24 protein-coding genes are annotated in these 22,509 nt (G+C 67.2%); 13 read left to right on the top strand and 11 right to left on the bottom strand.

Translation table 11 applies throughout. The annotated features are described in order from the left end of the window. Positions 1-2 precede the first annotated feature (2 nt). From AC1DWP_RS18520 to AC1DWP_RS18510, 3 genes are all read left to right on the top strand, one after another. On the top strand, positions 3-1,040 hold the full coding sequence (locus AC1DWP_RS18520; RefSeq protein ID WP_477615957.1) for a hypothetical protein: 1,038 nt from the start codon (positions 3-5) through the stop codon (positions 1,038-1,040). Continuing rightward, positions 998-2,302 carry a lipopolysaccharide biosynthesis protein gene (locus AC1DWP_RS18515; RefSeq protein ID WP_477615956.1) on the top strand — a complete coding sequence of 435 codons (1,305 nt, stop codon included), beginning with the start codon at positions 998-1,000 and terminating at the stop codon, positions 2,300-2,302. Before AC1DWP_RS18520 ends, AC1DWP_RS18515 begins: the two co-directional genes overlap by 43 nt. Before the next feature lie 603 nt (positions 2,303-2,905). Further along, the gene (locus AC1DWP_RS18510; protein ID WP_477615955.1) at positions 2,906-3,475 is read left to right on the top strand and encodes an O-methyltransferase; all 570 of its coding nucleotides are present in this window, start codon (positions 2,906-2,908) and stop codon (positions 3,473-3,475) included. Here the strand turns inward: AC1DWP_RS18510 and AC1DWP_RS18505 are convergent. Together AC1DWP_RS18505 and AC1DWP_RS18500 are read right to left on the bottom strand one after the other, a co-directional pair. Then, a complete protein-coding gene (locus AC1DWP_RS18505) occupies positions 3,472-4,629 on the bottom strand; it encodes an NAD(P)-dependent malic enzyme (RefSeq protein ID WP_477615954.1) in 1,158 nt (385 codons plus the stop codon). The genes AC1DWP_RS18510 and AC1DWP_RS18505 overlap by 4 nt on opposite strands. Positions 4,630-4,889: 260 nt before the next feature. Continuing rightward, positions 4,890-5,987, bottom strand: a complete 1,098-nt coding sequence (locus AC1DWP_RS18500) for an acyltransferase family protein (protein ID WP_477615995.1) — start codon at positions 5,985-5,987, stop codon at positions 4,890-4,892. Positions 5,988-6,465: 478 nt separating this feature from the next. On the opposite strand from AC1DWP_RS18500, the gene AC1DWP_RS18495 reads away from it, so the two are divergent. From AC1DWP_RS18495 to sodN, 5 genes are all read left to right on the top strand, one after another. Continuing rightward, positions 6,466-7,383 (top strand): ABC transporter substrate-binding protein, encoded by a 918-nt coding sequence (locus AC1DWP_RS18495; protein WP_477615953.1) that lies wholly within the window; start codon positions 6,466-6,468, stop codon positions 7,381-7,383. After that, on the top strand, positions 7,383-8,330 hold the full coding sequence (locus tag AC1DWP_RS18490) for an amino acid ABC transporter permease (protein ID WP_477615952.1): 948 nt from the start codon (positions 7,383-7,385) through the stop codon (positions 8,328-8,330). Before AC1DWP_RS18495 ends, AC1DWP_RS18490 begins: the two co-directional genes overlap by 1 nt. Beyond that, entirely contained in the window at positions 8,330-9,187 is an 858-nt protein-coding gene (locus tag AC1DWP_RS18485; protein ID WP_477615951.1) for an amino acid ABC transporter ATP-binding protein, read from the top strand. Before AC1DWP_RS18490 ends, AC1DWP_RS18485 begins: the two co-directional genes overlap by 1 nt. 90 nt (positions 9,188-9,277) lie before the next feature. After that, positions 9,278-9,652, top strand: a complete 375-nt coding sequence (locus tag AC1DWP_RS18480) for a S24/S26 family peptidase (RefSeq protein WP_477615950.1) — start codon at positions 9,278-9,280, stop codon at positions 9,650-9,652. A gap of 157 nt (positions 9,653-9,809) precedes the next feature. Next, on the top strand, positions 9,810-10,208 hold the full coding sequence (gene sodN, locus AC1DWP_RS18475) for a superoxide dismutase, Ni (RefSeq protein WP_477615949.1): 399 nt from the start codon (positions 9,810-9,812) through the stop codon (positions 10,206-10,208). A 70-nt stretch (positions 10,209-10,278) separates the two neighbouring features. Here sodN and AC1DWP_RS18470 read toward each other — a convergent pair whose 3' ends face one another. Both AC1DWP_RS18470 and AC1DWP_RS18465 read right to left on the bottom strand, forming a co-directional pair. Continuing rightward, entirely contained in the window at positions 10,279-11,238 is a 960-nt protein-coding gene (locus tag AC1DWP_RS18470) for an NAD-dependent epimerase/dehydratase family protein (protein WP_477615948.1), read from the bottom strand. Beyond that, complete coding sequence (locus AC1DWP_RS18465) at positions 11,235-12,239, bottom strand: glycosyltransferase (protein ID WP_477615947.1); 1,005 nt, start codon at positions 12,237-12,239, stop codon at positions 11,235-11,237. The genes AC1DWP_RS18470 and AC1DWP_RS18465 overlap by 4 nt, the downstream gene beginning before the upstream one ends. 63 nt (positions 12,240-12,302) lie before the next feature. Between AC1DWP_RS18465 and AC1DWP_RS18460 the strand changes: the two genes are divergently transcribed. Then, positions 12,303-12,809, top strand: a complete 507-nt coding sequence (locus AC1DWP_RS18460; protein WP_477615946.1) for a GtrA family protein — start codon at positions 12,303-12,305, stop codon at positions 12,807-12,809. A gap of 69 nt (positions 12,810-12,878) precedes the next feature. Here the strand turns inward: AC1DWP_RS18460 and AC1DWP_RS18455 are convergent, their stop codons facing one another. After that, positions 12,879-13,595: a class I SAM-dependent methyltransferase gene (locus AC1DWP_RS18455; protein WP_477615945.1), complete on the bottom strand. Its 717-nt coding sequence runs from the start codon at positions 13,593-13,595 to the stop codon at positions 12,879-12,881. A 156-nt stretch (positions 13,596-13,751) separates the two neighbouring features. On the opposite strand from AC1DWP_RS18455, the gene AC1DWP_RS18450 reads away from it, so the two are divergent. Together AC1DWP_RS18450 and mctP are read left to right on the top strand one after the other, a co-directional pair. Beyond that, complete coding sequence (locus AC1DWP_RS18450) at positions 13,752-14,060, top strand: DUF3311 domain-containing protein (RefSeq protein ID WP_477615944.1); 309 nt, start codon at positions 13,752-13,754, stop codon at positions 14,058-14,060. Then, positions 14,057-15,733 (top strand): monocarboxylate uptake permease MctP, encoded by a 1,677-nt coding sequence (gene mctP, locus AC1DWP_RS18445; protein WP_477615943.1) that lies wholly within the window; start codon positions 14,057-14,059, stop codon positions 15,731-15,733. Before AC1DWP_RS18450 ends, mctP begins: the two co-directional genes overlap by 4 nt. A 129-nt stretch (positions 15,734-15,862) precedes the next feature. Here mctP and AC1DWP_RS18440 read toward each other — a convergent pair whose 3' ends face one another. Next, entirely contained in the window at positions 15,863-17,167 is a 1,305-nt protein-coding gene (locus tag AC1DWP_RS18440; RefSeq protein WP_477615942.1) for an HD-GYP domain-containing protein, read from the bottom strand. Then, complete coding sequence (locus AC1DWP_RS18435) at positions 17,164-18,618, bottom strand: HD-GYP domain-containing protein (protein ID WP_477615941.1); 1,455 nt, start codon at positions 18,616-18,618, stop codon at positions 17,164-17,166. Before AC1DWP_RS18435 ends, AC1DWP_RS18440 begins: the two co-directional genes overlap by 4 nt. A gap of 479 nt (positions 18,619-19,097) precedes the next feature. Here AC1DWP_RS18435 and AC1DWP_RS18430 point away from each other — a divergent pair, with 479 nt between their 5' ends. Further along, entirely contained in the window at positions 19,098-19,172 is a 75-nt protein-coding gene (locus AC1DWP_RS18430) for a 50S ribosomal protein bL37 (protein WP_369791897.1), read from the top strand. A gap of 78 nt (positions 19,173-19,250) precedes the next feature. Here AC1DWP_RS18430 and rsrA read toward each other — a convergent pair whose 3' ends face one another. Together rsrA and AC1DWP_RS18420 are read right to left on the bottom strand one after the other, a co-directional pair. Beyond that, positions 19,251-19,532, bottom strand: coding sequence for a mycothiol system anti-sigma-R factor (rsrA, locus tag AC1DWP_RS18425; RefSeq protein WP_477615940.1), 282 nt, complete (start codon positions 19,530-19,532; stop codon positions 19,251-19,253). Next, positions 19,529-20,179, bottom strand: a complete 651-nt coding sequence (locus tag AC1DWP_RS18420; RefSeq protein WP_477615939.1) for a sigma-70 family RNA polymerase sigma factor — start codon at positions 20,177-20,179, stop codon at positions 19,529-19,531. Before AC1DWP_RS18420 ends, rsrA begins: the two co-directional genes overlap by 4 nt. A gap of 225 nt (positions 20,180-20,404) precedes the next feature. Here AC1DWP_RS18420 and AC1DWP_RS18415 point away from each other — a divergent pair, with 225 nt between their 5' ends. Further along, positions 20,405-20,947 carry a ferritin gene (locus tag AC1DWP_RS18415; RefSeq protein ID WP_477615938.1) on the top strand — a complete coding sequence of 181 codons (543 nt, stop codon included), beginning with the start codon at positions 20,405-20,407 and terminating at the stop codon, positions 20,945-20,947. On the opposite strand, the gene AC1DWP_RS18410 is transcribed toward AC1DWP_RS18415, so the two are convergent. Then, positions 20,944-21,579, bottom strand: a complete 636-nt coding sequence (locus AC1DWP_RS18410; protein WP_477615937.1) for an alpha/beta hydrolase family protein — start codon at positions 21,577-21,579, stop codon at positions 20,944-20,946. The genes AC1DWP_RS18415 and AC1DWP_RS18410 overlap by 4 nt on opposite strands. Then, entirely contained in the window at positions 21,576-22,475 is a 900-nt protein-coding gene (locus AC1DWP_RS18405) for an SOS response-associated peptidase (protein WP_477615936.1), read from the bottom strand. The genes AC1DWP_RS18410 and AC1DWP_RS18405 overlap by 4 nt, the downstream gene beginning before the upstream one ends. Positions 22,476-22,509: the final 34 nt, after the last annotated feature.

Genomic DNA, 22,509 nt, shown 5'->3' with positions numbered 1-22,509 from the left:
ACGTGAAACTGCTGGCCGAGTGGGCCAAGAGCCAGGGACTCAATCCGGTGCTATTGCTGCGAGAGGAGGGAAGAGGTTCACCCGAGCACTCAACCCACCTATCTGCCGTTATTCAGGAGGTCGAAGTTCACTACAAGTCGGCGATAAGCCTGAAGGATGTCAAGGCGACCGCCGAGAGAGTCGGTGCCGCGCACATCGTCATTCCGCATGGCGACCCTTTTGTGGGCCAAGCTCTGAAGATGTTGCGTTGGGACGGGACCCCCAAGACGACGCTCCTCATCATGCGTGATCCACGGTGGGAGCATCCTGGTTCGATACGCCGGAGGATCCGACTGATCGCCAAGCTCGCTGCGATTCGTCTCTTGAGTATGCGGCGACAGGTTGAGATTGTGTGGTTGCGAGCGCCGTGCTTTGCCCAGACTGCCAGGGAACGTGCGGCCCCGGACCCCGTTCTGGTTCCGCGAGACCACACGGCGGTTCACACGGGCGCGGCTCACGTACGCGGCAGGCTGGGGATGACTGACGACGTATTCTGGTTCGGGATGGTCGGCTCATTGACTCCGCGCAAGAATTTGTCGCTGGTCGTCGCCAGCCTTGAGGCCCTGTCACATCTCAAGCCGAAAGCGTTTGGCTTTGCGTTGATCGGACCACAACACTCGTCAATGCCGGACAGCCCGCAGGACATTGAGGCATTAGCACGCAATCTTCCTTTTCCCATGGTCATCGACAACCGTGTCCTTACTAATGATGAACTGAACGAAGCCGTGGCTGCCCTTGACTGCCTCGTTATGGCATATTCGTCTGAGGCCCCCAATTCAACCTTGGCCAAGTCGGTCGCCCTTGGAGTGCGGGTAGCCGCGGCCGGCAGCACCACCCTGGCTGGCTTCGTCAGCGACCTTGGTCGTGGCCCGACGGCAAAGTTGGACGTGGCCTCGCTGACCCCTCTCCTCATGGACCGCATGGACCAAACCGCCCCATCTGCCCGTGCAGACCTCGGGTGGGAGGAATTCTGCGCCACATTGATTCCACCGACGTCATGAGGCATGTGCGGGCGATACCCCGCTCCCTTATGAATGCGGGCATCCTCACGGTCGCGACCGTGGTTGCGCAGGCCCTCACAGCTGGGACGATGCTGTTGGTTGCGCGGGGTACCGCCGTCGCAGCGTTCGGCCAAGTCATGACAGTAATCGCCGTAACGACTGTCGCCAGTAATCTGCTCAATTTCGGAAGCAACGCTCTCGTGGTTCGAGAAATGTCAAGCGGCCGGTTCGATGCAGCCGAGTTCGCTTCGAGATTCGGGGGTAAGATACTCGCCGCCTTGAGCATCTCCCTAGTCCCGCTCGGAATTGCCGTGATTGACAAGGGATCCGAACGCCTTCTTATGGGCGGTGGGCTGCTCCTCGTGGCCCTCACAGCCAGTCAAATGAGCTTGACTCCCGTCTCGGCTTCACAACAGTTCGGTCGTCTCAGCCTGGTCATCATCTTGGACAAGGCCATGGCGCTTTGCTGCGTCTTGACTCTGCACCGGGCCGGTATTCGTAGCCCTGACGCGCTACCTTTTGCTCTCGCGGCCGGGGCAAGCGTCTCTTGCTTGTTAGCCATAGTCAGTTGGAGCTCTAGTCTGCATGGCTCCCTGGGCAGCCTTCTCCGTGGGCGAATTCGACTCACGAACCCTTGGAGCGGAGGTATCCATATTGGCGTCTCTTCCACCCTGCTGGCCCTTACACAGGCCGACGTGGCAGTCCTCAACATCATCGCGGGTGGACATGCCGCCGGCCTCTACTCTGGCGTGAATCGCTGGACCCAGCCCATGAACCTCGTGGCATCGTCCTACGCTCAAGCGCACTATCCCGAAGCCTCTGCCGCTGGTTCCAGCAGCACGGCTTGGCGAGAGATGGCGCGGGGGCGTTGGCTACTCGTACCATTGCTCGCCGGCGTGGGAGCTATTTGGTTCTCCGCTCCCAGCCTTGTTGTGTGGCTTCTAGGGGAGCAATACGCCGCATCGGCGAATGTGCTCCGGTTTCTCGCTCTTGGAACAGTGCCGGGGGCCGTAAATCAGATCCTCTATGCGTTCCTCAATGCACGTCGCCACGAACGGTCAGCTGCGCAGGCCGTCGCTGTCTCCGTCGTGCTCCAATTCGTGGCTCTCAGCGCGTTGGCGACGTATCTGGGCGCCAACGGCGCCGCCATCGCATATTGCTTGGTCCAAGTCATCATGTTGGTGATTCTTGGTCGCACCAGCCGCAGAGTCGTCGCAGCAGACCGAGACGTGGTTGACCTGCTCCGACCGCCGTCGCCCTGACGCACGGAGCCGAAATGGGGTTCGAACCCTGCGTCATTCCAGACGGTGGCCGAGCACACCCGCGGGCCCTTGGTGCTGAGATCGACAGTTCCAGGACCAAATGGGCCGCGTGCCTCACCCATGACCCGCTTGACCAAACTCGCAGTCAACCCGCCTAGCGGCGAGTCGTTGTGACCGTAGATCAGGGGCGTCGGGCAGTGCCGACCGGGCTGAGCCCCGGACAAGGCTGCGACTGGTCCACTCGGCCCGACGTTGCCGGGGGCGAGTAGCTCCAGACACGATCTGCCGTCCTGTCCGCGTAAGCGACTGCCCGCCCTTCCGTCAACATGCGAGGGACCCGCTGCTGCCGAGGAACTCCTGTCTAGATGAGGCCAGGCCCGTGCGCCCCAACAGAAGGGGGCGACAAGGGAGACTTGCGCCCGGGTGTACATGAGGCTGACCAACACACGGTGGACCACCTCAGGGCCAGACCTCACGCAGTCGAGCTGACCCGTTACTCTCGGCCATATGGTGTCGAAATGGCGAAAGACGGCTTCCTCAATCCGGCGACGTTCGCTCGGCATACGCGACACGCATACGACCCCATTCGCGACTCACCTCCCTGTGCTGGCCGGCCTCGCGACGATGGCACCGGTGACTCGAGTGCTGGAGTTGGGGAGCGGGCCCTACAGCACCCGCCTCTTCCTAGAGATCGCGGCCTTTCCCCACTTGGAGGCGCTGCGATCCTTCGAGGATGACCCAGATTGGGAACGGGTCGTGCGCGATGCAGCTGGAAACGATGCGCGCTTAACGTTGACGCTGGTCGACGCGGTACGAACTTCCGTGCCGCGTCCGTTGGAGGGCTTCGACCTGATCTTCATCGACGACTCGAGGACCTTTAGCGAAAGGGCACAGACCATCACCGCGGTGTGCGAGCAATCTCCTTCTGCTCCGCTGGTCGTGATCCATGATTTTGAGCACCGCGAGTATCGACGGGCGTCGAAGCCCTTCAAGCATCGATTCGTCTTCGACAGTTTTACGCCACAGGTCGGGGTCTGCTGGAATGACGCAGTCGTTGACATTCGCGCCTTGGAAGCCTTGCGCGCCACGATTACGGCAAATAACCATCTCGACCCCACGGATCAGGCGGGGTGGGCCCGTGTCTTCGAGCAAACTGCGAGATCGGCGTCCTAGCGCAGCGTTGCCACGGCTGCTGCCACCGCGTCAGTCACACCGGGCTCGAACACGCTAGGAACGATCTCGTCCGCGGTCGGCTCAGACACCAGGCTGGCGATGGCTGCCGCCGCCGCAAGCTTCATAGCCTCGGTGATCTGCGGCGCTCCTGAGTCCAGCGCACCGCGGAAGATCCCGGGGAAGGCCAACACGTTGTTGATCTGGTTCGGGAAGTCCGAGCGGCCGGTGGCGACCACCGCGGCATACCTGGACGCCACGTCGGGGTGCACCTCGGGATCGGGGTTGGCGAGCGCGAAGATGATCGACGACGGCGCCATCCGCGCGATCTCGGCTTCGGGCACCTGGCCGCCGGACACTCCGACGAAGACGTCGGCGCCCACCAGCGCGTCGCCGAGCGACCCCGAGAGGCCACGGGGGTTCGTCGTGGCGGCGAGCCGCCGCTTGTGGTCGGCGAGGTCCGGCCGAGCCGGGGACACGATCCCCCGGGAGTCGCAGACGACGATGTCGGCGACGCCGGCCCGAGCGAGCAGCTTGGTCACCGCGACACCCGCGGCGCCGGCTCCGGAGACGACCACCCGCAGCGACTCCAGGGTGCGGCCCACCACCTTCGCGGCATTCATCAGACCGGCCAGCACGACGATCGCGGTGCCGTGCTGGTCGTCGTGGAACACCGGGATGTCCAGCCGCTCCTGCAGCTGCCGCTCGATCTCGAAGCACCGCGGTGCTGAGATGTCCTCCAGGTTGATGCCGCCGTAGGTCGGCGCGATCCGCACGATGGCCTCGACGAGCTCCTCGACCGAACCCGTCTCCATGCACACAGGGACCGCGTCGACCCCGCCGAAGTGCTTGAACAGCACCGCTTTGCCCTCCATGACCGGCATCGCGGCGAGTGGACCTATGTCGCCGAGGCCGAGGACGGCCGTGCCGTCGGTGATGACGGCGACGGTGTTGCCGCGGGCTGTGTAGCGCGCGGCGAGTGAGGGATCGGCGGCGATCGCCCGGGAGACGTCAGCCACGCCCGGCGTGTAGAGCATCGCCAGGTCGACGCGGTCCCGCAGGGGCTGCGTGGCGTGTACCCCGAGCTTGCCGCCCTCGTGCGCCCGGAAGACCGGGTCGGACGGGTCGAACAGCGGAAACGACGGGAACGCAGACATGGACGATTCACCTCAAAGGAAGACAAGAAGATGCGTGGGGCACACCGCGCACGGATAGATCCGCGGTCGAACGACAGCCGGGTGTGGCCTCTCAGACGCAGAGCGCGGGGGTTACCCGCGAGTTCATGGTGGCACACCCGAGCGCCCGAAACCACCGTCGTAACGCGAGTGTGACCCGCATCGCGTGCCTCCTAGAGGCTACAAGGACGCGCGAGTCCGGACGAGCGGACATTTGCGCGACTGGCGTGGCTTCGCCACGGCTACGCCGGACGCCGCACCCGGGGCCTAAGAAATGGTCTCTCAAGATAGCGATAGCTCGCTGCCGCAAGCGCCAGGGCCGAGACGCCACCAATTGCGGCTACGGCAAGGAGGTTCATGTCCGGAAATGTCTGCCTTGTGATGAAAGCAATAGGAACCTGATGCCACAGGTAGACGCTGTAGCTTGATCGACCAAGAAACTCTAAGGGACGCCAACAAAGGAGAGTATTATTCCAGCTTGACTGTTGTCTGGTCCCAAACCAAATCAATGTGACAGTGGCAACCACGGCAAGAGGCAGTCCCGCCCAGCGGTAGATGGGGGAGTATTGGTTTGGCCCAAAAATCGTATATCCCAATAGGAATCCAAGCGCCGCGAAGGAGGCCATACTGGTCAACCGATCTGGCTTAGGCCTGGGCCCAGGTGCGGTTGGCTGGATGAGCCAAAGCGCGAGACTTGCTCCCACGAGGATCTCGGGGATCCTCGCCAAGGGTCCGTAGTAGAACCAACTTGGACTCTGTACCAAGGAGAACGCGAACATGACGGTAGCAACAACCATCAAGATCTTGGCAACGCTCCTGGGGCCCTCTGAGCGGCGTCGAAGGTATCCAAGAACCAGCGGCCAGGGAAGGTAGAACATCCACTCGATGGACAAAGACCAAGCGACGCCCAGCGGCCCGAACTCCAATGAACTTCCTGCATGAATCGGAGAAACCAGCTGAGACAAGGTGAGCGCGCTGGCAGTGAGCATTTCCATGGGCGAAAATGGTGAGCCGGGGAGCACAAGCGAGAGTGCTATTACGCCCAGACATGCGCCCACCAGCGCAGGATAGAGCCGCCTGACCCTGCGACTGAGGAACCTTCGCCATTCGCCAGGAATACTTGGAGACGGACCGTCCAAGCGTGGCCACAAAAGCAACGTTATGATGTATCCGCTCAACACAAAGAAGACGTCGACACCGATGTAGCCGCCGTACGCAATTGGAACCTGGGACGAGATCCAATGGACGATCAGCACCGAAATGATCGCAACTGCGCGAATCCCGTCCAGATATCCGATCCGATCACGACCCCGAGGGTGCCCCTCTTGAGGCCCCTCCACATCCGTGCTCACGGCATGGTTTGTGTCCGCTGCGTCGCCAGCTGTGTTGAGTTGCACGCCCAGATTATGGGGCCTACGCCAACGACCGGCGAACGGCACGACGCGTGAGTCTGAGCGCGGCACTCGTCAGGGCCGCCGCCTCGGCCGCCGAGCAGTGACTGGCTGCCTCCAGCTGACCAGACGGCGTGACGCGAGTGTGACCGCATCGCCCCGAGTGATGGCCACAGGCCGGCCAGGCACCGCGGAGCGGGTGGGTAGGCGAACGCCTGCCCTCCCACCAACGGTTGCGATGGCACCGCTAGCAGGCCGTGCCGTGCCTAGACCCCTACCCAAGTGGGACATCTCGGATTCGAGACTGTTTCGGAACATCAGATCTAGCCCGGTTCCCGATCCTTGCTGGCAGGATGCCCCTAACCCCCAGCGGGTGACCTGGGAACCTCCCCAGGTGACCCGGCATACGAGGAAGGAACCTCACCGCATGACCCATCGCTTGCGCCCCACCACTCTCCTGATCGCGGGGCTGGCCACTGCGGGACTTGCACTGTCCGCCTGCGGCTCGGATTCGCTCTCCACCAACACGAGCAGCTCGAGCAGCAGCTCCACGACCAAGGCCGCGGTCGACCAGGCCCTGGTCGCGAAGCTGCCCGCCAAGGTCAAGAGCGCCGGCAAGATCGTGATCGGTACGGACGCCACCTACCAGCCGAACGAGTACCTCGACGCGGACGGCAAGACGGTCATCGGCATGGACGTCGAGCTGTTCGACGCGGTCATGGCCAAGTTCGGCATCAAGACCGAGTGGGTCCCGACCGGCTTCGACCAGATCATCCTCGGTGTCAAGAGCGGCAAGTACGACGTGGGTGTCTCCTCCTTCACCGTCAACGCCGAACGCATGCAGCAGGCCACGATGGTCAGCTACTTCACGGCGGGCACCCAGTGGGTCACCCAGAAGGGCAACCCCAAGAAGGTCGACCCCAACAACGCCTGTGGACTGAACATCTCGGTCCAGAAGGCCACCGTCCAGTCCGACGAGGACCTGCCCAAGCGGAGCAAGGCCTGCACCGACGCAGGCAAGCCGGCCATCAAGGCGATCGTGGACGCCGACCAGGCCAAGGTGACCTCGGCCGTGCTCACGGGCAAGGCCGACGCCATGCTCGTCGACCTGCCGCCGGCCATCAGCGCGGTCGACACGACGCAGGGCAAGCTCGAGCTGCTCGGTGAGCAGTACGACTCGGCTCCCTACGGCTTCGTGCTCCCGAAAGACCAGACCGACTTCGGTCAGGCCATCGCCGACGCGCTCAAGGCGATGGACACCGACGGCAGCTACAAGGCCATCCTCACGAAGTGGAAGACCGAGGGTGGAGCGATCAGCGACTTCGCCGTGAACCCGCAGCCCTGATGTCCACCACACCTGCTGAAGACCGGCCGGGCAAGATCCACGCCCGGCCGGTCCGGCACCCCTGGCGCTGGGTCGCCGTTGCCGTGATCGTCGTCCTCGTCGCGATGATGGTGAGCTCGGTCGTCACCAACGAGAACTGGAACTGGTCCTTCGCCTTCGAGATCATGCAGCAGCGGCCGGTCATCGACGGGCTGTGGAAGGGCACCATCTTCGGCACCATCGGGGCCATGGTGCTCGGCATCACCATCGGCATCACCCTCGCGGTGATGCGGCTGTCCACCAACCCGGTCCTTCGGGGGGTGGCGTTCGTCTACACGTGGTTCTTCCGGGCCATGCCGCGCTACGTCCTGCTGGCCATCCTGGGCGGTGCCATCGCGGTGCTCTACAACCCGATCCACATCGGGATCCCCTTCGGCCAGCAGCTGTCCCACGCGCTCGGCCTGTCCAACGACCTCACCTTCTTCAGCTTCAGCTGGAACGACATCTCCTCGTCGATCTGGATCGGCATCCTCGGCCTCGGTCTCTCCGAGGGCGCCTACATGGCAGAGATCGCGCGGGCCGGCATCCTGTCGGTCGACAAGGGCCAGATCGAGGCGTCGCACGCGCTGGGGATGCCCCCGGGCAAGACGATGCGCCGCATCGTGCTTCCGCAGGCGATGCGGGTGATCGTGCCCCCGACGGGCAACGAGACGATCGCCATGGTGAAGGACACCTCGCTGTTCATCGCCGCGTCGATCATCACCGAGCTCTACTTCCAGGCCTATGGGTTCGGCCAGCGCTCGTTCCAGATCGTCCCCGGCTTCATGGCCGCAACGCTGTGGTACCTCATCGTCTGCTCGATCCTGATGGTCGGTCAGTACTACCTGGAGCGCTACTACGGACGCGGCTTCGGGGCCCCGTCCAAGGCGACCAGGCGCAAGCTCGACACGATCACGGCAGGCCACTGATGACCAGCGACACGACCACCCGCACCCGCTCAGCGGAGCAGGACAGGGGCGCTCCCCTGGTCCACGCCGTCAACGTCACCAAGGCGTTCCACGGCAACCAGGTGCTCAAGGGCATCGACATGGACGTCCACCCGGGCGAGGTCGTCTGCCTGCTCGGCCCCTCGGGCTCGGGCAAGACGACCTTCCTGCGGTGCATCAACCAGCTCGAGTCCATCGACGGCGGACGCATCTGGGTCGACGGCGACCTGATGGGCTACGACGACCGCGGCGGCACGCTGCACCACCTCACCGACAAGCAGATCGCCGCCCAGCGCCGCGAGATCGGCATGGTGTTCCAGCGGTTCAACCTCTTCCCCCACATGACCGCCCTCGAGAACATCATGGAAGCCCCGATCCAGGTCAAGGGCGAGAAGAAGAAGGCCGTGCGCGAGCGCGCCCTGGCCCTCCTCGAGCAGGTCGGCCTCAAGGACAAGCCCAGCGCCTATCCCGCTCAGCTGTCCGGTGGGCAGCAGCAGCGGATCGCGATCGCCCGGGCCCTCGCGATGCAGCCCAAGCTGATGCTGTTCGACGAGCCCACCTCCGCCCTCGACCCCGAGCTCGTCGGCGAGGTACTCAAGGTGATGCGCCAGCTCGCCAAGGACGGCATGACGATGATCGTCGTCACCCACGAGATGAGCTTCGCCCGTGAGGTGGCCGACCGGGTCGTCTTCATGGACGGTGGCGTCGTCGTCGAGGAAGGCCCGCCCAGCGAGGTCATCTCCAACCCCCAGCACGCTCGGACGAAGTCCTTCCTCAGCCGCATGCGCCAGGAGGAGCAGGAGCACGAGCAGACCACTGAGTCCGACGAGGATGTCTGAGCCCCACGGCGGCTCAGACGCTGACACCCGGATGCGCGACGGCTTCCTGGTCGGCATGATGGCTTCAGGCAACGACGAGCGGGAGGCTGCGTGACGGTGATCGGTGTAGTCCGCGTCAAAGGTCGCTCCATGGAGCCGACCCTGCACACCGGAGACCGGCTCCTGGTCCTGCGAGGGGCGCCGCCGCGCCTCGGCCGCCTGGCGATCGTGCGCCTCCCTGACGACCCCGACGGGGTCCGCCGCCCGCTCGCCATCAAGCGCGTGACCGGGCGCGACCCGGCCGACCCCACCCGCTACTGGGTGGAGAGCGACAACCAGACCGCACCCGGCGTCACCGACTCGTGGACCCACGGCATCGGCTCGCTCGCCCGTGACCAGATCCGGGCCCTGGTCCTGTTCCGCCTGCCCGCGACCTATCCCGGACGTCGCCTCGCCCGCCGGGTGGTCCGCCGCTTCACCCGCTGACCCGGCTCGGCACCCGCGCGCACCGCGCCTCGCATGGGCGCCCGGGCGGCATACCTGCTCGTATGCCGGTCACCCGCCGGGGGTGCCGTGCGGCCCGCTGACCTGCCGGGTAGGGTCGAAGACGCACGAGATCATCCACCTCGCAGAAGGGATTCGCATGCTCTCCCGCCATTTCCGCCCCACTGAGGTCAGCGCCCACTGCGACCTGCCCTGTGGCGTCTACGACCCCGCCCAGGCACGCATCGAGGCCGAGTCGATCAAGGCGATCATCGCCAAGGTCGCCGACAACGACGACCCCGACTTCCGCACGCGCGCGGTGCTCATCAAGGAGCAGCGCTCCGAGCTGGTCAAGCACCACCTGTGGGTGCTGTGGACCGACTACTTCAAGCCGCCGCACTTCGAGAAGTACCCCGACCTCCACACGCTGTTCAACGAGGCCACCAAGCTGGCCGGTGCGTCGGGCACCAAGGGTGAGTTCGACGCCGCCAAGGCCGACGAGCTGCTCGCCAAGATCGACCAGATCGACAAGATCTTCAAGGAGACCAAGGCAGCCTGAGCCACCCGCTCAGCAGAGGGTCGCCCMCCGCTGGTGGGCGACCCTCTGTCGTGCCCGGACGTCGCGGCACTCAGCCGGCGGACGGGTTCCGGGTCTGCTCCCCCACGTCGGCAGCCGTGCCGGCCATGCCGATGGTGACCGAGGTGCGCAGGTGCGCGTCCAGCTCGGTCCAGACCACCGACAGCAGCCGCAGGTCGACCACCTGGCCGGTCCCTTCGACCGGCGCCTTGACGACGACGCGCGGACGCTTCTTGTAGAGCCGGGCCGACTCCGCGATGAGCGCGCTGATCGTCGTGCACTGGCCGGAGGCGATGATCTTGGTGACGACGCGCGACGGCTGTCCCTCGACGCGGGCGCGCACGCCGGCCAGGCCCGCCGCCACGAGGTTGCCGCAGTCCTCGGCATAGACGTAGTCGCGCATGGTGTCGAGGGGGACGTAGACCGTCAGCGGGAGCCCGGTGGCGTGGGTGCGGCAGAGCTGGGAGATGAGGCCCTGCGGCTTGGTGAGGTCCTGCCCCGGCCCGTAGAGGTTGCCGATGCGCCCCACCAGGACGGCCGTCCCCGTCCGCCGCGAGAAGTCCTCGACCGCCGCCTCCATCCTCAGCTTGGCTCGTCCGTAGGCGACCAGCGCAGCGGTGGGCGAGTCCTCGGTGAACGGCGCCCGGACCGGCGACCCGGCATACACCCCACCGGCGGAGGAGGCGAGGAAGAAGGCTCCGGCGCCGCCCTCGGGCAGCGCGGCGGCCAGGTCGGCGAGGAAGCCCTCGAAGAGGTCCACCTCGGCGATCAGGTCTGCCTCGGCCGTGGCGACCACGCCGGCTCCGGCGCACCAGGCCACGGCCCAGCTCCCACCGTCCGCGCGCTCGACCAGGGTCGAGATGCCCTCCCGCAACGCGGCGCGCGCGGCGACGGGGTCCGACCACGGCACGCGTGCGGTGACCACCTCGTCGCCGCGCCGCCGGACCGAGGCTGCGACGTGCGAGCCCAGGAGCCCGCCTGCACCGACGACCCAGGTGGTCGTCCGCGTCATGCGGACCGGCGTCCTAGCGGGCCGCGCTGGGGATCTGTGGTGATGAGGTAGAGCGGCTTGCCCATGGCCATGTTGACGACAACCCCGAGGTACTCGGCCACGATGCCCAGCGAGAACAGCACCGCGCCCGTGCCCACGATGACGAACACCATGACCGACGTCCAACCGGGGACCACGATGCCGCCGAAGAGCCTGCTGACCACCAGCACCACCGCGACGACGACGCCGAGCAGCGCGAACCCGGCCCCGATCATGCTGACGACGCGCAACAACCGGGTCCCGCTCGTGAGCACGAGCCTCCAGAAGTGCGACATCAGGCTCCGCAGCCGGTAGCCGCTGCGACGGTCGCCCTCCTCGCGCATGGGCAGGGGACAGCTGGTGACCCGACCGGCCACCCAGCCAAGGGCCACGTCGAGGTAGACGCCGGCACCGGCATAGGCCGCCAGCCCGCGAGCCACCTCACCCAGGACGAGACGGTAGGAGTGGTAGAGGTTCGCGCCGCTGTTGCCGGTCAGCCGTTCGACCAGCCACTTGGAGCCCTTCGACGCGGTGTTGCGCAGCGGACCGTGCGGCGGCTTGTTGGTGGGGCGGGCGTAGACGACGGCGACCTGCTCGGCCATCGCGCGGTCGAGGAGCGCACCCAGATAGGCCGGGTCGTGCTGCCCGTCCTCGTCCATCGTCACGACCCAGTCGCCACCGGAGGACGACATCCCGGCCAGTGTCGCCGCGTGCTGGCCGAAGTTCCGGCTCAGCCACACGGGGCGGACGAAGTCGTACTGCCGGACGAGCTCGCGGATGGTCTCGTCCGAACCGTCGGGGCCGTTGTCGTGCACGAGGAACAGCTCGCTCACCCGCGCCAGGTGGCCGTCCTCGGTGCGGAAATCGCTGGTGTACTCGGCGATCTCGGCGACCACCTCAGGCAGCGTCGCGCGACCGGCGTAGACCGGGATGACCACTGAGATCAGGTGGGCGGCGGACTGGGTGGGGGGTGCTGCCGACATGCCCGCACTATAGTCATCCAGTCCCCCGCCCCTGGGGGCGACCATTCCGAGGAACCGGGTGCCATGGCCAACCTCCCCGCCCCCGACGCGACGCAGCCGCACCTGCCACCTGCAGGTCCGCTGACCCAGCTGGTCCACAACCAACAGGTCGCCTACCTGCTCGTCGGCGGCATCAACACCGCGGTCGGACTCGGGTTCTTCGCGCTGGCGCACTGGCTGCTCGGCAGCACGATCGGCTACATGGGGTCCCTGGTGCTGGCCTACGCCCTGGCGATCCTGGTGGCGTTCGAGCTGCATCGGCGGTTCGTCTTCCGCGTGAAGGGCCACCGCGCGCGTGACCTGGCGCGGTTCGCGGGGGTGCAGTCGACCTCACTGGCGATCAACGCGGGACTGCTGCCACTGCTCATCGAGGTGGCCGGGCTGGGTCCCCTCGTGGCGCAGGCGATCGCCACCGGGCTGACCGTCGTGCTCAGCTACTTCGCGCACAAGTACTTCAGCTTCGCCCGCGACCTCGGGCCGGGTTATCCCGGCGACCTCATCGAGCACGAGTCGGACGACCCGAACTCGTAGCTGCCGCGCACCGGGCTGCCGCCAGGCTCGCGCCGGGCTGCCACCAGAGCGCCGCTTCGGGCTGCCGGCTCAGGCGGGCTTGCTCGCGGCGACGACCACCGAGGAACCGAACGGCAGGTCCATCCGCGCCAGCAGGGCACGGTCGACCCGGCTGAGCCCCATCAGCACCCGCTCCACCGGCTTGGGGACCTGCGGGAGGCTGACGACGTCGGCTGCCTCGTTCGACGAGGGCCGCACCCGGCGGGCGAGGCGCTCGGCGACGAAGAACGGGAACACCGAGGTGAAGGCGTAGGTCGCGCGGTCCACGGTCAGCCCGCTGCGCTCGACCGCGGCAACGGCCCGGGCACGGGTGTAGCGACGGTGGTGGCCGTTCTGGTCGTCGAAGTCGGTCCAGGCCCACTGGTAGGCAGGGACCGACACGAGCAACCGTCCGCCGGGTGCCAGGACGCGAGCGACCTCGCTCAGCGCCGTCTGCTCGGGCTCACAGTGCTCGATCACGTCGAACGCCGCCACGATGTCGAACGCGGCGTCCTCGAAGGGCAGGGCCAGGGCCGAGCCGCAGACGCCGTCCGTGCCGAGACCACGCGGGTCGAGGTCGAGCGACACGTGGCGGTCGCCGCCTCGCAGCCAGGCCACGCTGGGGCCGTCGGCGCTGCCCACGTCCAGGATCCGCGCGTCCCGGTCGACATACTCCTCGAGCACCTCTCGGAGCAGGTCCGTGCGCGCGCGGTACCACCAGTACGTCGGCGCGACGATCGAGGCGGAGCCGCCGTGAGCCACAGTCATGGGCGACACCCTAACCGGATCCTGTGGCTGCCCGCGGCACAGGTCAGAGCCCTGTCCCCGGCAGTCCGACATCCCACGGTTACTGGCGAGTCGGGCATAACGTACATCCGAACTGCCCATCGGCAGTCGCTCCATCTTCCACTCGGAGGTCCGAAGGTGAGTACCGACAACGCTGTCGACCACGACACCGTCCCCCCGGCCAACAAGGGACTGCTGGCAATCGCCGGCGTGCTGCTGGCCATCCCGATGATCGCCCTCCTCTGGGTGGGCAGCTACGCGAAGAAGGACCCCGAGCTCTGGGGCTTCCCCTTCTTCATCTGGTACCAGTTCCTGTGGGTCTTCCTGTGCTCGGCGCTGACGTTCACGGCGTACAAGCTGGTCCTGAAGGCCCGCCCCCACCGCCCGATGACCGGCGACGACCGTGGCAACGATGCCCGCCGCGACAGCTGGGAGGCCGGCCGATGAGCGCCCTCGCACCCGCCGCAGCAAACACCGGGGTCAACGGGGTCGCCCTGACCGTCCTCATCCTGCTGTTCGCCCTCGTCACGGGCATGGGCTTCTGGGCCTCTCGCTGGCGTCAGGCCGACAGCATGGAGTCCCTCGACGAGTGGGGCCTGGGTGGCCGACGATTCGGCACCTGGGTGACGTGGTTCCTCCTCGGAGGTGACCTCTACACGGCATACACCTTCGTCGCGGTGCCCGCGGCGATGTTCGCCCTCGGCTCGGTCAGCGGGTTCTTCGCGGTGCCCTACACGATCGTGCTCTACCCGATCATCTTCATCTTCATGTCTCGGCTCTGGTCGGTGAGCCACCGGCACGGCTACGTGACCCCGGCGGACTTCGTCAAGGGCCGCTACGGCTCGCGGGGGCTGTCCCTCGCGGTGGCGATCACCGGCATCCTCGCGACGATGCCCTACATCGCCCTTCAGCTCGTCGGCATCCAGGCCGTCCTCGAGGTCGCCGGCGTCGGCGGCAGCAACGCCCTCGCCAAGGACCTGCCGCTGTTCATCGCCTTCGCCCTGCTCGCTGCCTACACCTACTCCAGCGGTCTGCGGGCGCCGGCCATCATCGCGTTCGTCAAGGACGCGCTGATCTACCTCGTCATCATCGTCGCGGTCATCTACCTCCCCTCGAAGGTCGGCGGCTGGGACCACGTCTTCAGCGCCGCGGAGGCCAAGATGGCCAAGCCGAGCGTCGCCAACCCCGCCAAGCCCACCGGTGCGTTCATCCCGAACAGCCAGCAGTACTGGGCCTACGCAACCCTGGCGTTCGGCTCGGCCCTGGCCCTGTTCATGTATCCCCACTCGATCACGGCGACCCTGTCGAGCTCGAGCCGCAACACGATCCGCCGCAACGCCTCGATCCTGCCGGCCTACTCCTTCGTGCTCGGCCTGCTGGCCCTGCTCGGCTGGGTGGCCATCGCCGCCGGCACCAAGCCGATCGGCCTCGACGGCAAGCCGAACGCGCAGCTGGTCATCCCCCAGCTGTTCGAGGACAAGTTCCCCAGCTGGTTCGCCGGAGTGGCCTTCGCCGCGGTGGCGATCGGAGCACTCGTCCCGGCAGCCATCATGTCGATCGCGGCAGCCAACACCTTCACGCGCAACATCTACCGCGACTGGATCAAGCCCGACGCGACGCACGCCCAGGAGGCCAAGGTCGGCAAACTGGTCTCGTTGCTGGTCAAGGCCTTTGCGCTCGTCTTCGTCCTCACCCTGGACAAGCAGAACGCGATCAACTTCCAGCTCCTCGGCGGCATCTGGATCCTCCAGACGCTCCCGTCGATCGTCTTCGGGCTCTACACCCGGTGGTTCCACCGGTGGGCGCTGCTCGGCGGCTGGGCGGTCGGCATGGTCTACGGCACGATCGCTGCCTACAACGTCATCAACCCGACCACCAAGGGCCACTTCGGCGGCTCCCTGGCGATGATCCCCATGCTCGGCAAGATGGGCTACATCGCGATGACGGCCTTCGTGATCAACCTGGTCATCGCCATCGTCGCCACGCTGATCCTCCGGGCCCTCAAGGTCGACCCGGGCACGGACGACACGATCAAGGGCGACTACTTCGCCGACGCCGGTGACCCCCGCGTCGAGAAGAACCTCGCCATGGACGCGCACCTCACCACGGGCTCTCCGTAGCGGCTGCGCACACTCCACCGCGTCGGGCGGTGTCGAGACCGGTTCGCCACGGTCTCGGTACCGCCCGACTCGCTTGTGCCCCAACGCCATCCCGCGGGCCAGGGCCAGGACGACCGGGTATGCCGCGGGTCAGGAACCGCTTGCCGCGGACCGTCCTCGTCGACGTTCGAGCACCCGGGTGAGCGAGTCGACGACCCGGGGGTCGTACTCGTAGCCCAGGCCGAGGTGGATCCGCTCCATCGCCCTGTGGTCGCTCCCACCCGCGTCGCAGAGGTCGTCGTAGGCGTTGGCCACCTTGATGATGCGGCTGGACATCGGGAGGTCCTGGCCGAACTCGCGCACCTGCCGGTAGGGCGTTGTCTGCGCCTCCAGGATCGCGGCGACGCTGTCGAGCACACCGGTGGTCCGGACGATCTCGGCGCCGTCGTGGGCGATCCGCTGCTGGTCCGCGGGGGCGGCCATCACCGTCGCCCCTGCCGGGATCGGCTCGCGCAGGGCGACCTGCCCCAGGTCGTGCAGCAGGGCGGCATACTCCAGGTCCGTGAGCTCGCGCTGGCCCATGCCCAGGTCCCGACCGATCGCCAGGGAGACGTCCGCGACCCGCTGGGCGTGGTTGGAGGTGGTGTAGCCGGCCCGGTCGGTCAGGGACGACAGCGCCCCGATCGTCTGGCGATACGTCGTGCGGATGCTGGCATTGCGCTGCACCGCGAAGGACGTCAGGACCAAGGGGAAGAGGAACAGCGGCAGGGCCGCGATCCCGATGGCCACGTCGGCCAACGCGATCAGGGCGCCCGAGGTGACCAGAGCAGTGCCGAGGGCCAGGGTCGACCTGACCTCGTCGATGACGGCGGGGATGAGGGGCGCGTGGTCGCGTCCGGCGTGCGCAGCGGCCTCGAGGGTGAGCTGGGCGACCATGGTCAGGCCACCGACCAGCAGCATCACGACGCCGACCAGCCAGCGCTGGCCGGCCCAGGTGCCCTGCCACTCGACCAGGGTCTGGCCGTCGAACTGGACACCGCGGTAGAGCACCGGGGCCAGGGACACGCCTGCGACCCGCGCAGAGACTTCCACCCAGGAGACGGTCGCGCCGGACACCCTCAGGACAACGCCTCCCACGATCATGGCGACAGCCACCACCAGCACCACCGGGGCAGCGCTCAGGTGCGATCCACCGGGCTGAGGGATCGAGGACAGCGCGAGCCCCAGGGCAGCCGCGGTGGACATCGGCGCGGTCTCGCGCCCCGTGAGGATCCGGAGTCGGGCCGTCTCACCGAGCGCGATGGCGACGCAGAACAGGGAGACCGACACCAGCGAGGTGCCACGGAGGGACATCAGCTCCTGACGCCCGGACACGAAGGCCTCGCCGACCACGAAGAGGGCCAGCAGGACCAGTGGCCACCGGAGGTCGACGGTGACCCGCCGCAGGGTTGTCACAGAGCCCCTCCTACCGGCATGGCCACGGAGGCCGTCGCACCTTTGACCTTGGCCCTGAGATCGTGGCGCTGGGCAAAGAGGTCGGAGACCTCGGGCTCGTCGTGGTCGAGGGTGACCGTCGCGCCCGCGAGCTCCTCGGGGGTGCGTTCGGTCATGGTCCACACGTGCCGGGCGAGCACCCGCCTGAGCGCGTCGACGACCGCCGGGTCGAACTGCGTGCCGGCGCGGGCGGCGACCATCTCCAGCGCGGCGTCCACGTCGACGGCAGCACGGTAGGTGCGGGAGGTGGTCAGCGTGTCGAAGGTGTCTGCCACCGCTACCAGTCGCGCCGTGAGGGGGATGTCCTCACCCTTGAGCCCCGCGGGGTAGCCGCGGCCGTCGAACCGCTCGTGGTGGTGGGCGATGCCGTCCACCGAGCCCGCCACGAAGTCGATCCCCTGGACGAGCTCCACGGCGCTGAGTGCGTGCTCCGCAAGGACCACCAGCTCGTCGTCGGTCAGCGGCTGCCGAGCCCGGAGCACCTTGCTGGGCACGCACACCTTGCCGATGTCGTGGAGCATCGCCGCCGTCCGGACGTCCTGGATCTCCTTGTGCCCCAAGCCAAGGGTCTCGGCGAGCCACTGCGCGAGCTGGGCGGTGCGATCGCTGTGACCGCTGTTGGCGGGGTCCTTGGTCTCGACGGCCGTCACCAGGGCTCGCAGGGTGCGGTCGTGGGCACGCAGCTCATCGCCGTACTGGACGAACGCCCAGCGGGCGACGAACAGGGGCGCAAGGACCAGGACGGCGCTGAACCAGCCGACGCCGGCAGGCAGCCAGAGCACGACGAAGAGGAAGCCGATCACGCCGTACCCGATGTAGGCGGCGCCGGAGGTGGTGAGCAGCTTGAAGAACTGGGTGCGCATCGGGGTTCCGGCGGAGAACCTCACGACACCGGAGATCAGTGCGGCGTTGAGCAGGCACTGGGCCACGTCGGCCACGATGAGGGGCAGCCCCACCAGGAGCAGGATGCGACCGGCCGAGTCGGTGTCGCCGGGATCACTCAGCCCCCCGGCCCACACGTAGACCAGACCACCAAGGGATCCGATCGAGCTGCAGAGGGCGACGTTGAACAGTCGGACGATGACCGGCTGTGACTCCTTCTGGACCACAGCGGCGGCGGCGCCCACGATGGCTGCCCCCACGGGGCCGACCACGACGGCAGAGGTGAGCAGGATGATGCTCAGGAACGACAGCTGGATGCGCGAACCGACATCGATCTCGCGCAGCAACCAGCTGGTGATGCCCAGGCCGGACAGGACGCACACTGCGTAGATGTCACCCAGCTGACCCGTGGCCAGCCAACCGATCGACGCAAGGCCCATCGCGAGGGCAACGACGACGGCCACATAGATGATGGTCGCGCGGTTGTGCAGTCTGCGCTGAGACGCTCCCGGGTCAGGACTTGTGCTCACGGCACCAATCTAGGCCCGGGCGGCACTCGGGGTGGGTCAGCCGCCCCAGCTCCACACGGAGGTCATGCCGGTGGCGGAGTCGACGTCCTCGGGGGCCCAGACGATGTTGTCGCTGCCGGAGAGGATGGACTCGAAGATGGTGGTGATCGCCTTCATGGCGGTGCTCCTTCTGTCTGATGCCCGACTCATACGTTCGGTTACTTCAGACCATCAGTTGTCCCTAGCCGCCAGGGGTGCGGGTCGGTGACAGGACTATGATGCCGGTCAACCTGCGCGCTTGGGACTTTCCTTGCCTCTTCTTTGCCAAACCTTGAAGGTCGTATCCCACGTTTGCCAGCGTTGGTTCACACCTTTGGGCCGCGTTTGCATGCAAGTCACCCGGTTATCTTCCGTGGGCACGTTGTCCCCTCTAGGCTGTGAGAGACTGGCCCCGCACCCGGTGCATAATGCGCCACACCACCACTGACGGAGTGACTCCCATGAGCAAGCGCGCCCGCAAGCGCCGCTCGCGCAAGGGCAACGCGGCCAACCACGGCCGCAAGCCCAACGCCTGAGCCCGCGCCACGACGCATCGAAGGGGCGGTCGAACCAGCTGGTTCGACCGCCCCTTCGTCGTGCGCCGCCGTTGTCGGCTACTCCGAGATCTCGTAGCGGATCGTGGTGATCCTGGCCATGATCTGGGTCCGCAGCTCCACAGGAGCCTCCTCACAGGCGCAGGACCGCTTGACCAGCGCCTTGAGTGCCTGGTCCAGGTCGTACTCCTGCAGGCAGGGCCCGCACTCGTCGAGGTGGTGCTTGATCTTGACGGTGTCGTCCTGCGTCATCTCACCGTCGAGGTACTCGTAGACGCGGTGAAGGACCTCCGAGCAGTCCGAGCCCGCCACTTCTCCCGCTCCCTGACCTTCGCAGCTCATGAGTCCGCTCCCTGGGTGGCAAAGCCGCGCTCGGCGGCATACTCCGTCAGCAACTCCCGCAACTGGCGTCGGCCGCGGTGCAACCGCGACATGACCGTCCCGATGGGGGTATCCATGATCTCGGCGATCTCCTTGTAGGCGAAGCCCTCGACGTCGGCAAGGTAGACCGCCAACCGGAAGTCCTCCGGCAGCTGTTGCAGTGCCCTCTTCACCTCGGTGTCGGGCAGGTGGTCCAACGCCTCCGTCTCGGCCGATCGCAGCCCGCTCGACGTGTGCGACTCGGCACGCGCGAGCTGGTAGTCCTCGATCTCGGCGGCATCGGACTGCAGCGGCTCGCGCTGCTTCTTGCGGTAGGTGTTGATGTAGGTGTTGGTGAGGATGCGGTACATCCACGCCTTGAAGTTCGTGCCGGGGCGGTACTGGTGGAACGCGGCGAAGGCCTTGGTGTAGGTCTCCTGGAGCAGGTCCTCGGCGTCGGCCGGGTTCCGCGTGGTCCGCAGCGCCGCTGAGTAGAGCTGGTCCAGCAGCGGCATCGCCTCGCGCTCGAACCGCGACTGCCGCTCGGCAGGGGTCTCGCTCGCCACGTCGACGGTGGCGTCAGGGGTGGCCTCGTCGATGATGGTGTCGGTGGCAGGTGTGTCAGTCATTGCCCTCCAGCCTAGCCCGGCATCGGCCGTGGCCGGCTTGTCGGTCGGTGCGGAGAAGCCCAATGCGACAGGCGCCGAGAGCGCGGTGTCGCCGGGCTGCACGGTCAGAACGGGCACTGGCGGACTCCTGGTGGTGAATGGGGTGGGTTTCGACCGCGTCGCGGTCGGTCCCTTGGTCCAACGGGGCGCCTCGCGCCGACATTCCCAGGCACTACGGTTTCCGGTATGCCGCGCCCTTCCGAAGCCTCGTTCGTCGAGCTGCTCACGCAGCAGGTTCGCCACGAGTTCACCGCCAGCCAGCAGTACATCGCGATCGCCGTCTGGTTCGACGGCCACGACCTCCCCCGGCTGGCGACGCACTTCTACCTGCAGAGCGTCGAAGAGCGGAACCACGCGATGATGATGGTCCAGTACATGCTCGACAGGGACTGGGCCGTGGCCGTGCCCGGCGTGGACGAGGTCCGCAACGACTTCGACGAGCTCACCGCGCCGATCAAGCTGGCCCTGGCCCAGGAGAAGGCCGTCACCGGCCAGATCGAGGCGCTCTTCCGGGCGGCACGCGCCGAGGGCGACGTGCTCGGCGAGCAGTTCATGCTGTGGTTCCTCAAGGAGCAGGTCGAGGAGGTCGCGGCGATGAACACCCTGCTGACCATCGCCGAGCGCGCCGGTGACGACTGGTTCCAGATCGAGGACCACCTCGCCCGCGAGGCCGTGGGCGACGGAGGCAAGGACGCGTCCGCGCCGACCGCCGCCGGGGGCGCGCTCTAACCCAGAGAGTTCACGAAGGCCAGGGCGGCTGCCACCAGGTCGTCCGGCTTCTTGGTGAAGCCGTGGCCACCCTTGACCACGCTCACCCAGGACGGGTCGGGCAGCTCGGCGCGCACCTCACCGGGCGTGCCGAAGGGGTCGGTCTCGCCCTGGACGACATGCAGCGGTATGCCGTGCGGCACCGGTGCGCGCAGCTCCTCGGCCCGCGACAGCTCGGGCTTGCCCGGCGGGTGGAGGGGGAAGGCGAGGGCGAGGACCGCGTCCGCGCCGGTGTCCTTGGCCGTGCGGAACGCCACCCGTGCGCCGTTGCTCTTGCCCCCGACCACGAGGGGCCTCGGCAGGGCTCCACGCCCTGCCGTCAGGTGGGCGAGCACTGGCAACCACGACGGGTCTTGGGTGGCAGCGGGTGGCGGCATCTTGCGGCCGGCGATGACCCAGGCCTGCTCGACCAGGGCAACGGCCCAACCGGCATCGACGAGGCCGGTTGCGACGGCTGTCACGTCGCCGGCTCGGATGCTGCCACCGGCGCCGTGGGTGAGCACGACGGAGCCCTGCGCCCGCGGTGGTCGGGTGACGTGCGCGCGCGCCGGTCCCAGTGGGGTCTCGACCTCGACGACTCGGGTGGTGCTCATGCCGGGTTCGGTCCCCCACTGGTCTCGTCGGCCCTGGGCGGGGCCTGACCCCCGATGATCTCGCCGGTCATGGGGTCGACCACGCCGTCGAGCTCGTCGAGCCCCGCCGGCTCGATCAGCTGCGGACCGTTGCTGCGGTTGGACGACACGGCCGTTCCGACCGGATAGGCCTCGAACCGCCCCGGCGCCGAGAACGCCAGCAGCCGCGCGACCTCGTCCTGGTCGCTCATCGACGGGTCGAGCCAAGTCGCCCAATCCTCACGTTCGAGCACCAGGGGCTGCCGGTCGTGGATGCGGTCCAGCCCGGCCTCGGCCTCCGTCGTGATGATGGTGAAGGTCGTGAGCCACGCCTCTGGATCGTCGGAGTCGGCGATCTCGCGGTCCCGCCAGAACTCGTAGAGCCCGGCGAACGCCACCACGTCGCCGTCTGCCCGGTGCATGTAGAAGGGCTGCTTGCGCGGGTTCCCCTTGGCGTCGGTGCTCACCGGGGACTTCTGCCACTCGTACCACCCCTGGGCCGGCACCAGGCAGCGACGTGACGCAGCGGCCTTGGCGAACGACCCCTTCTCCAGGACCGACTCCGCCCGCGCGTTGACTATCCGCATGCCGATCTTGGTGTCCTTGGACCAGCTGGGCACCAGGCCCCACGTGAGCAACCGCAGCTGGCGCACGGGCGCCGGGTCACCGGCATACTCCTCCGCGGTGTCGCGCGGGAGGCGGGTGAGGACCACGGGGGCCTGCTTGCTCGGCGCCAGGTTGAAGTCGGGGGTGCCCGCCGGCGGCGACTGGGGGTTCTTGAGGATGCTGCGGGCCGGCTCGGCCGTCCGGTCCTGGTCGACCTCGAACTCCTCGACGAGCTCGTCGGGGTTGGCTGTGGCTGCATATCGGCCGCACATGGTGGACAGGGTACGCAGGGACGCTGACCTGCCC

This window comes from Pedococcus sp. P2_F6, assembly GCF_056403675.1.
The sequence above is the reverse complement of the archived record's forward strand: the minus strand, read 5'-3'. Positions and strand labels throughout refer to the sequence as shown.

Coding starts and splice junctions, on each gene's coding strand:
- AC1DWP_RS18465 (WP_477615947.1), bottom strand. CDS start 12,239: ATGTCGGCAGCACCCCCCACCCAGTCCGCCGCCCACCTGATCTCAGTG.
- AC1DWP_RS18460 (WP_477615946.1), top strand. CDS start 12,303: ATGGCCAACCTCCCCGCCCCCGACGCGACGCAGCCGCACCTGCCACCT.
- sodN (WP_477615949.1), top strand. CDS start 9,810: ATGCTCTCCCGCCATTTCCGCCCCACTGAGGTCAGCGCCCACTGCGAC.
- rsrA (WP_477615940.1), bottom strand. CDS start 19,532: ATGAGCTGCGAAGGTCAGGGAGCGGGAGAAGTGGCGGGCTCGGACTGC.
- AC1DWP_RS18455 (WP_477615945.1), bottom strand. CDS start 13,595: ATGACTGTGGCTCACGGCGGCTCCGCCTCGATCGTCGCGCCGACGTAC.
- AC1DWP_RS18415 (WP_477615938.1), top strand. CDS start 20,405: ATGCCGCGCCCTTCCGAAGCCTCGTTCGTCGAGCTGCTCACGCAGCAG.
- AC1DWP_RS18490 (WP_477615952.1), top strand. CDS start 7,383: ATGTCCACCACACCTGCTGAAGACCGGCCGGGCAAGATCCACGCCCGG.
- AC1DWP_RS18495 (WP_477615953.1), top strand. CDS start 6,466: ATGACCCATCGCTTGCGCCCCACCACTCTCCTGATCGCGGGGCTGGCC.
- mctP (WP_477615943.1), top strand. CDS start 14,057: ATGAGCGCCCTCGCACCCGCCGCAGCAAACACCGGGGTCAACGGGGTC.
- AC1DWP_RS18485 (WP_477615951.1), top strand. CDS start 8,330: ATGACCAGCGACACGACCACCCGCACCCGCTCAGCGGAGCAGGACAGG.
- AC1DWP_RS18505 (WP_477615954.1), bottom strand. CDS start 4,629: ATGTCTGCGTTCCCGTCGTTTCCGCTGTTCGACCCGTCCGACCCGGTC.
- AC1DWP_RS18420 (WP_477615939.1), bottom strand. CDS start 20,179: ATGACTGACACACCTGCCACCGACACCATCATCGACGAGGCCACCCCT.
- AC1DWP_RS18410 (WP_477615937.1), bottom strand. CDS start 21,579: ATGAGCACCACCCGAGTCGTCGAGGTCGAGACCCCACTGGGACCGGCG.
- AC1DWP_RS18470 (WP_477615948.1), bottom strand. CDS start 11,238: ATGACGCGGACGACCACCTGGGTCGTCGGTGCAGGCGGGCTCCTGGGC.
- AC1DWP_RS18405 (WP_477615936.1), bottom strand. CDS start 22,475: ATGTGCGGCCGATATGCAGCCACAGCCAACCCCGACGAGCTCGTCGAG.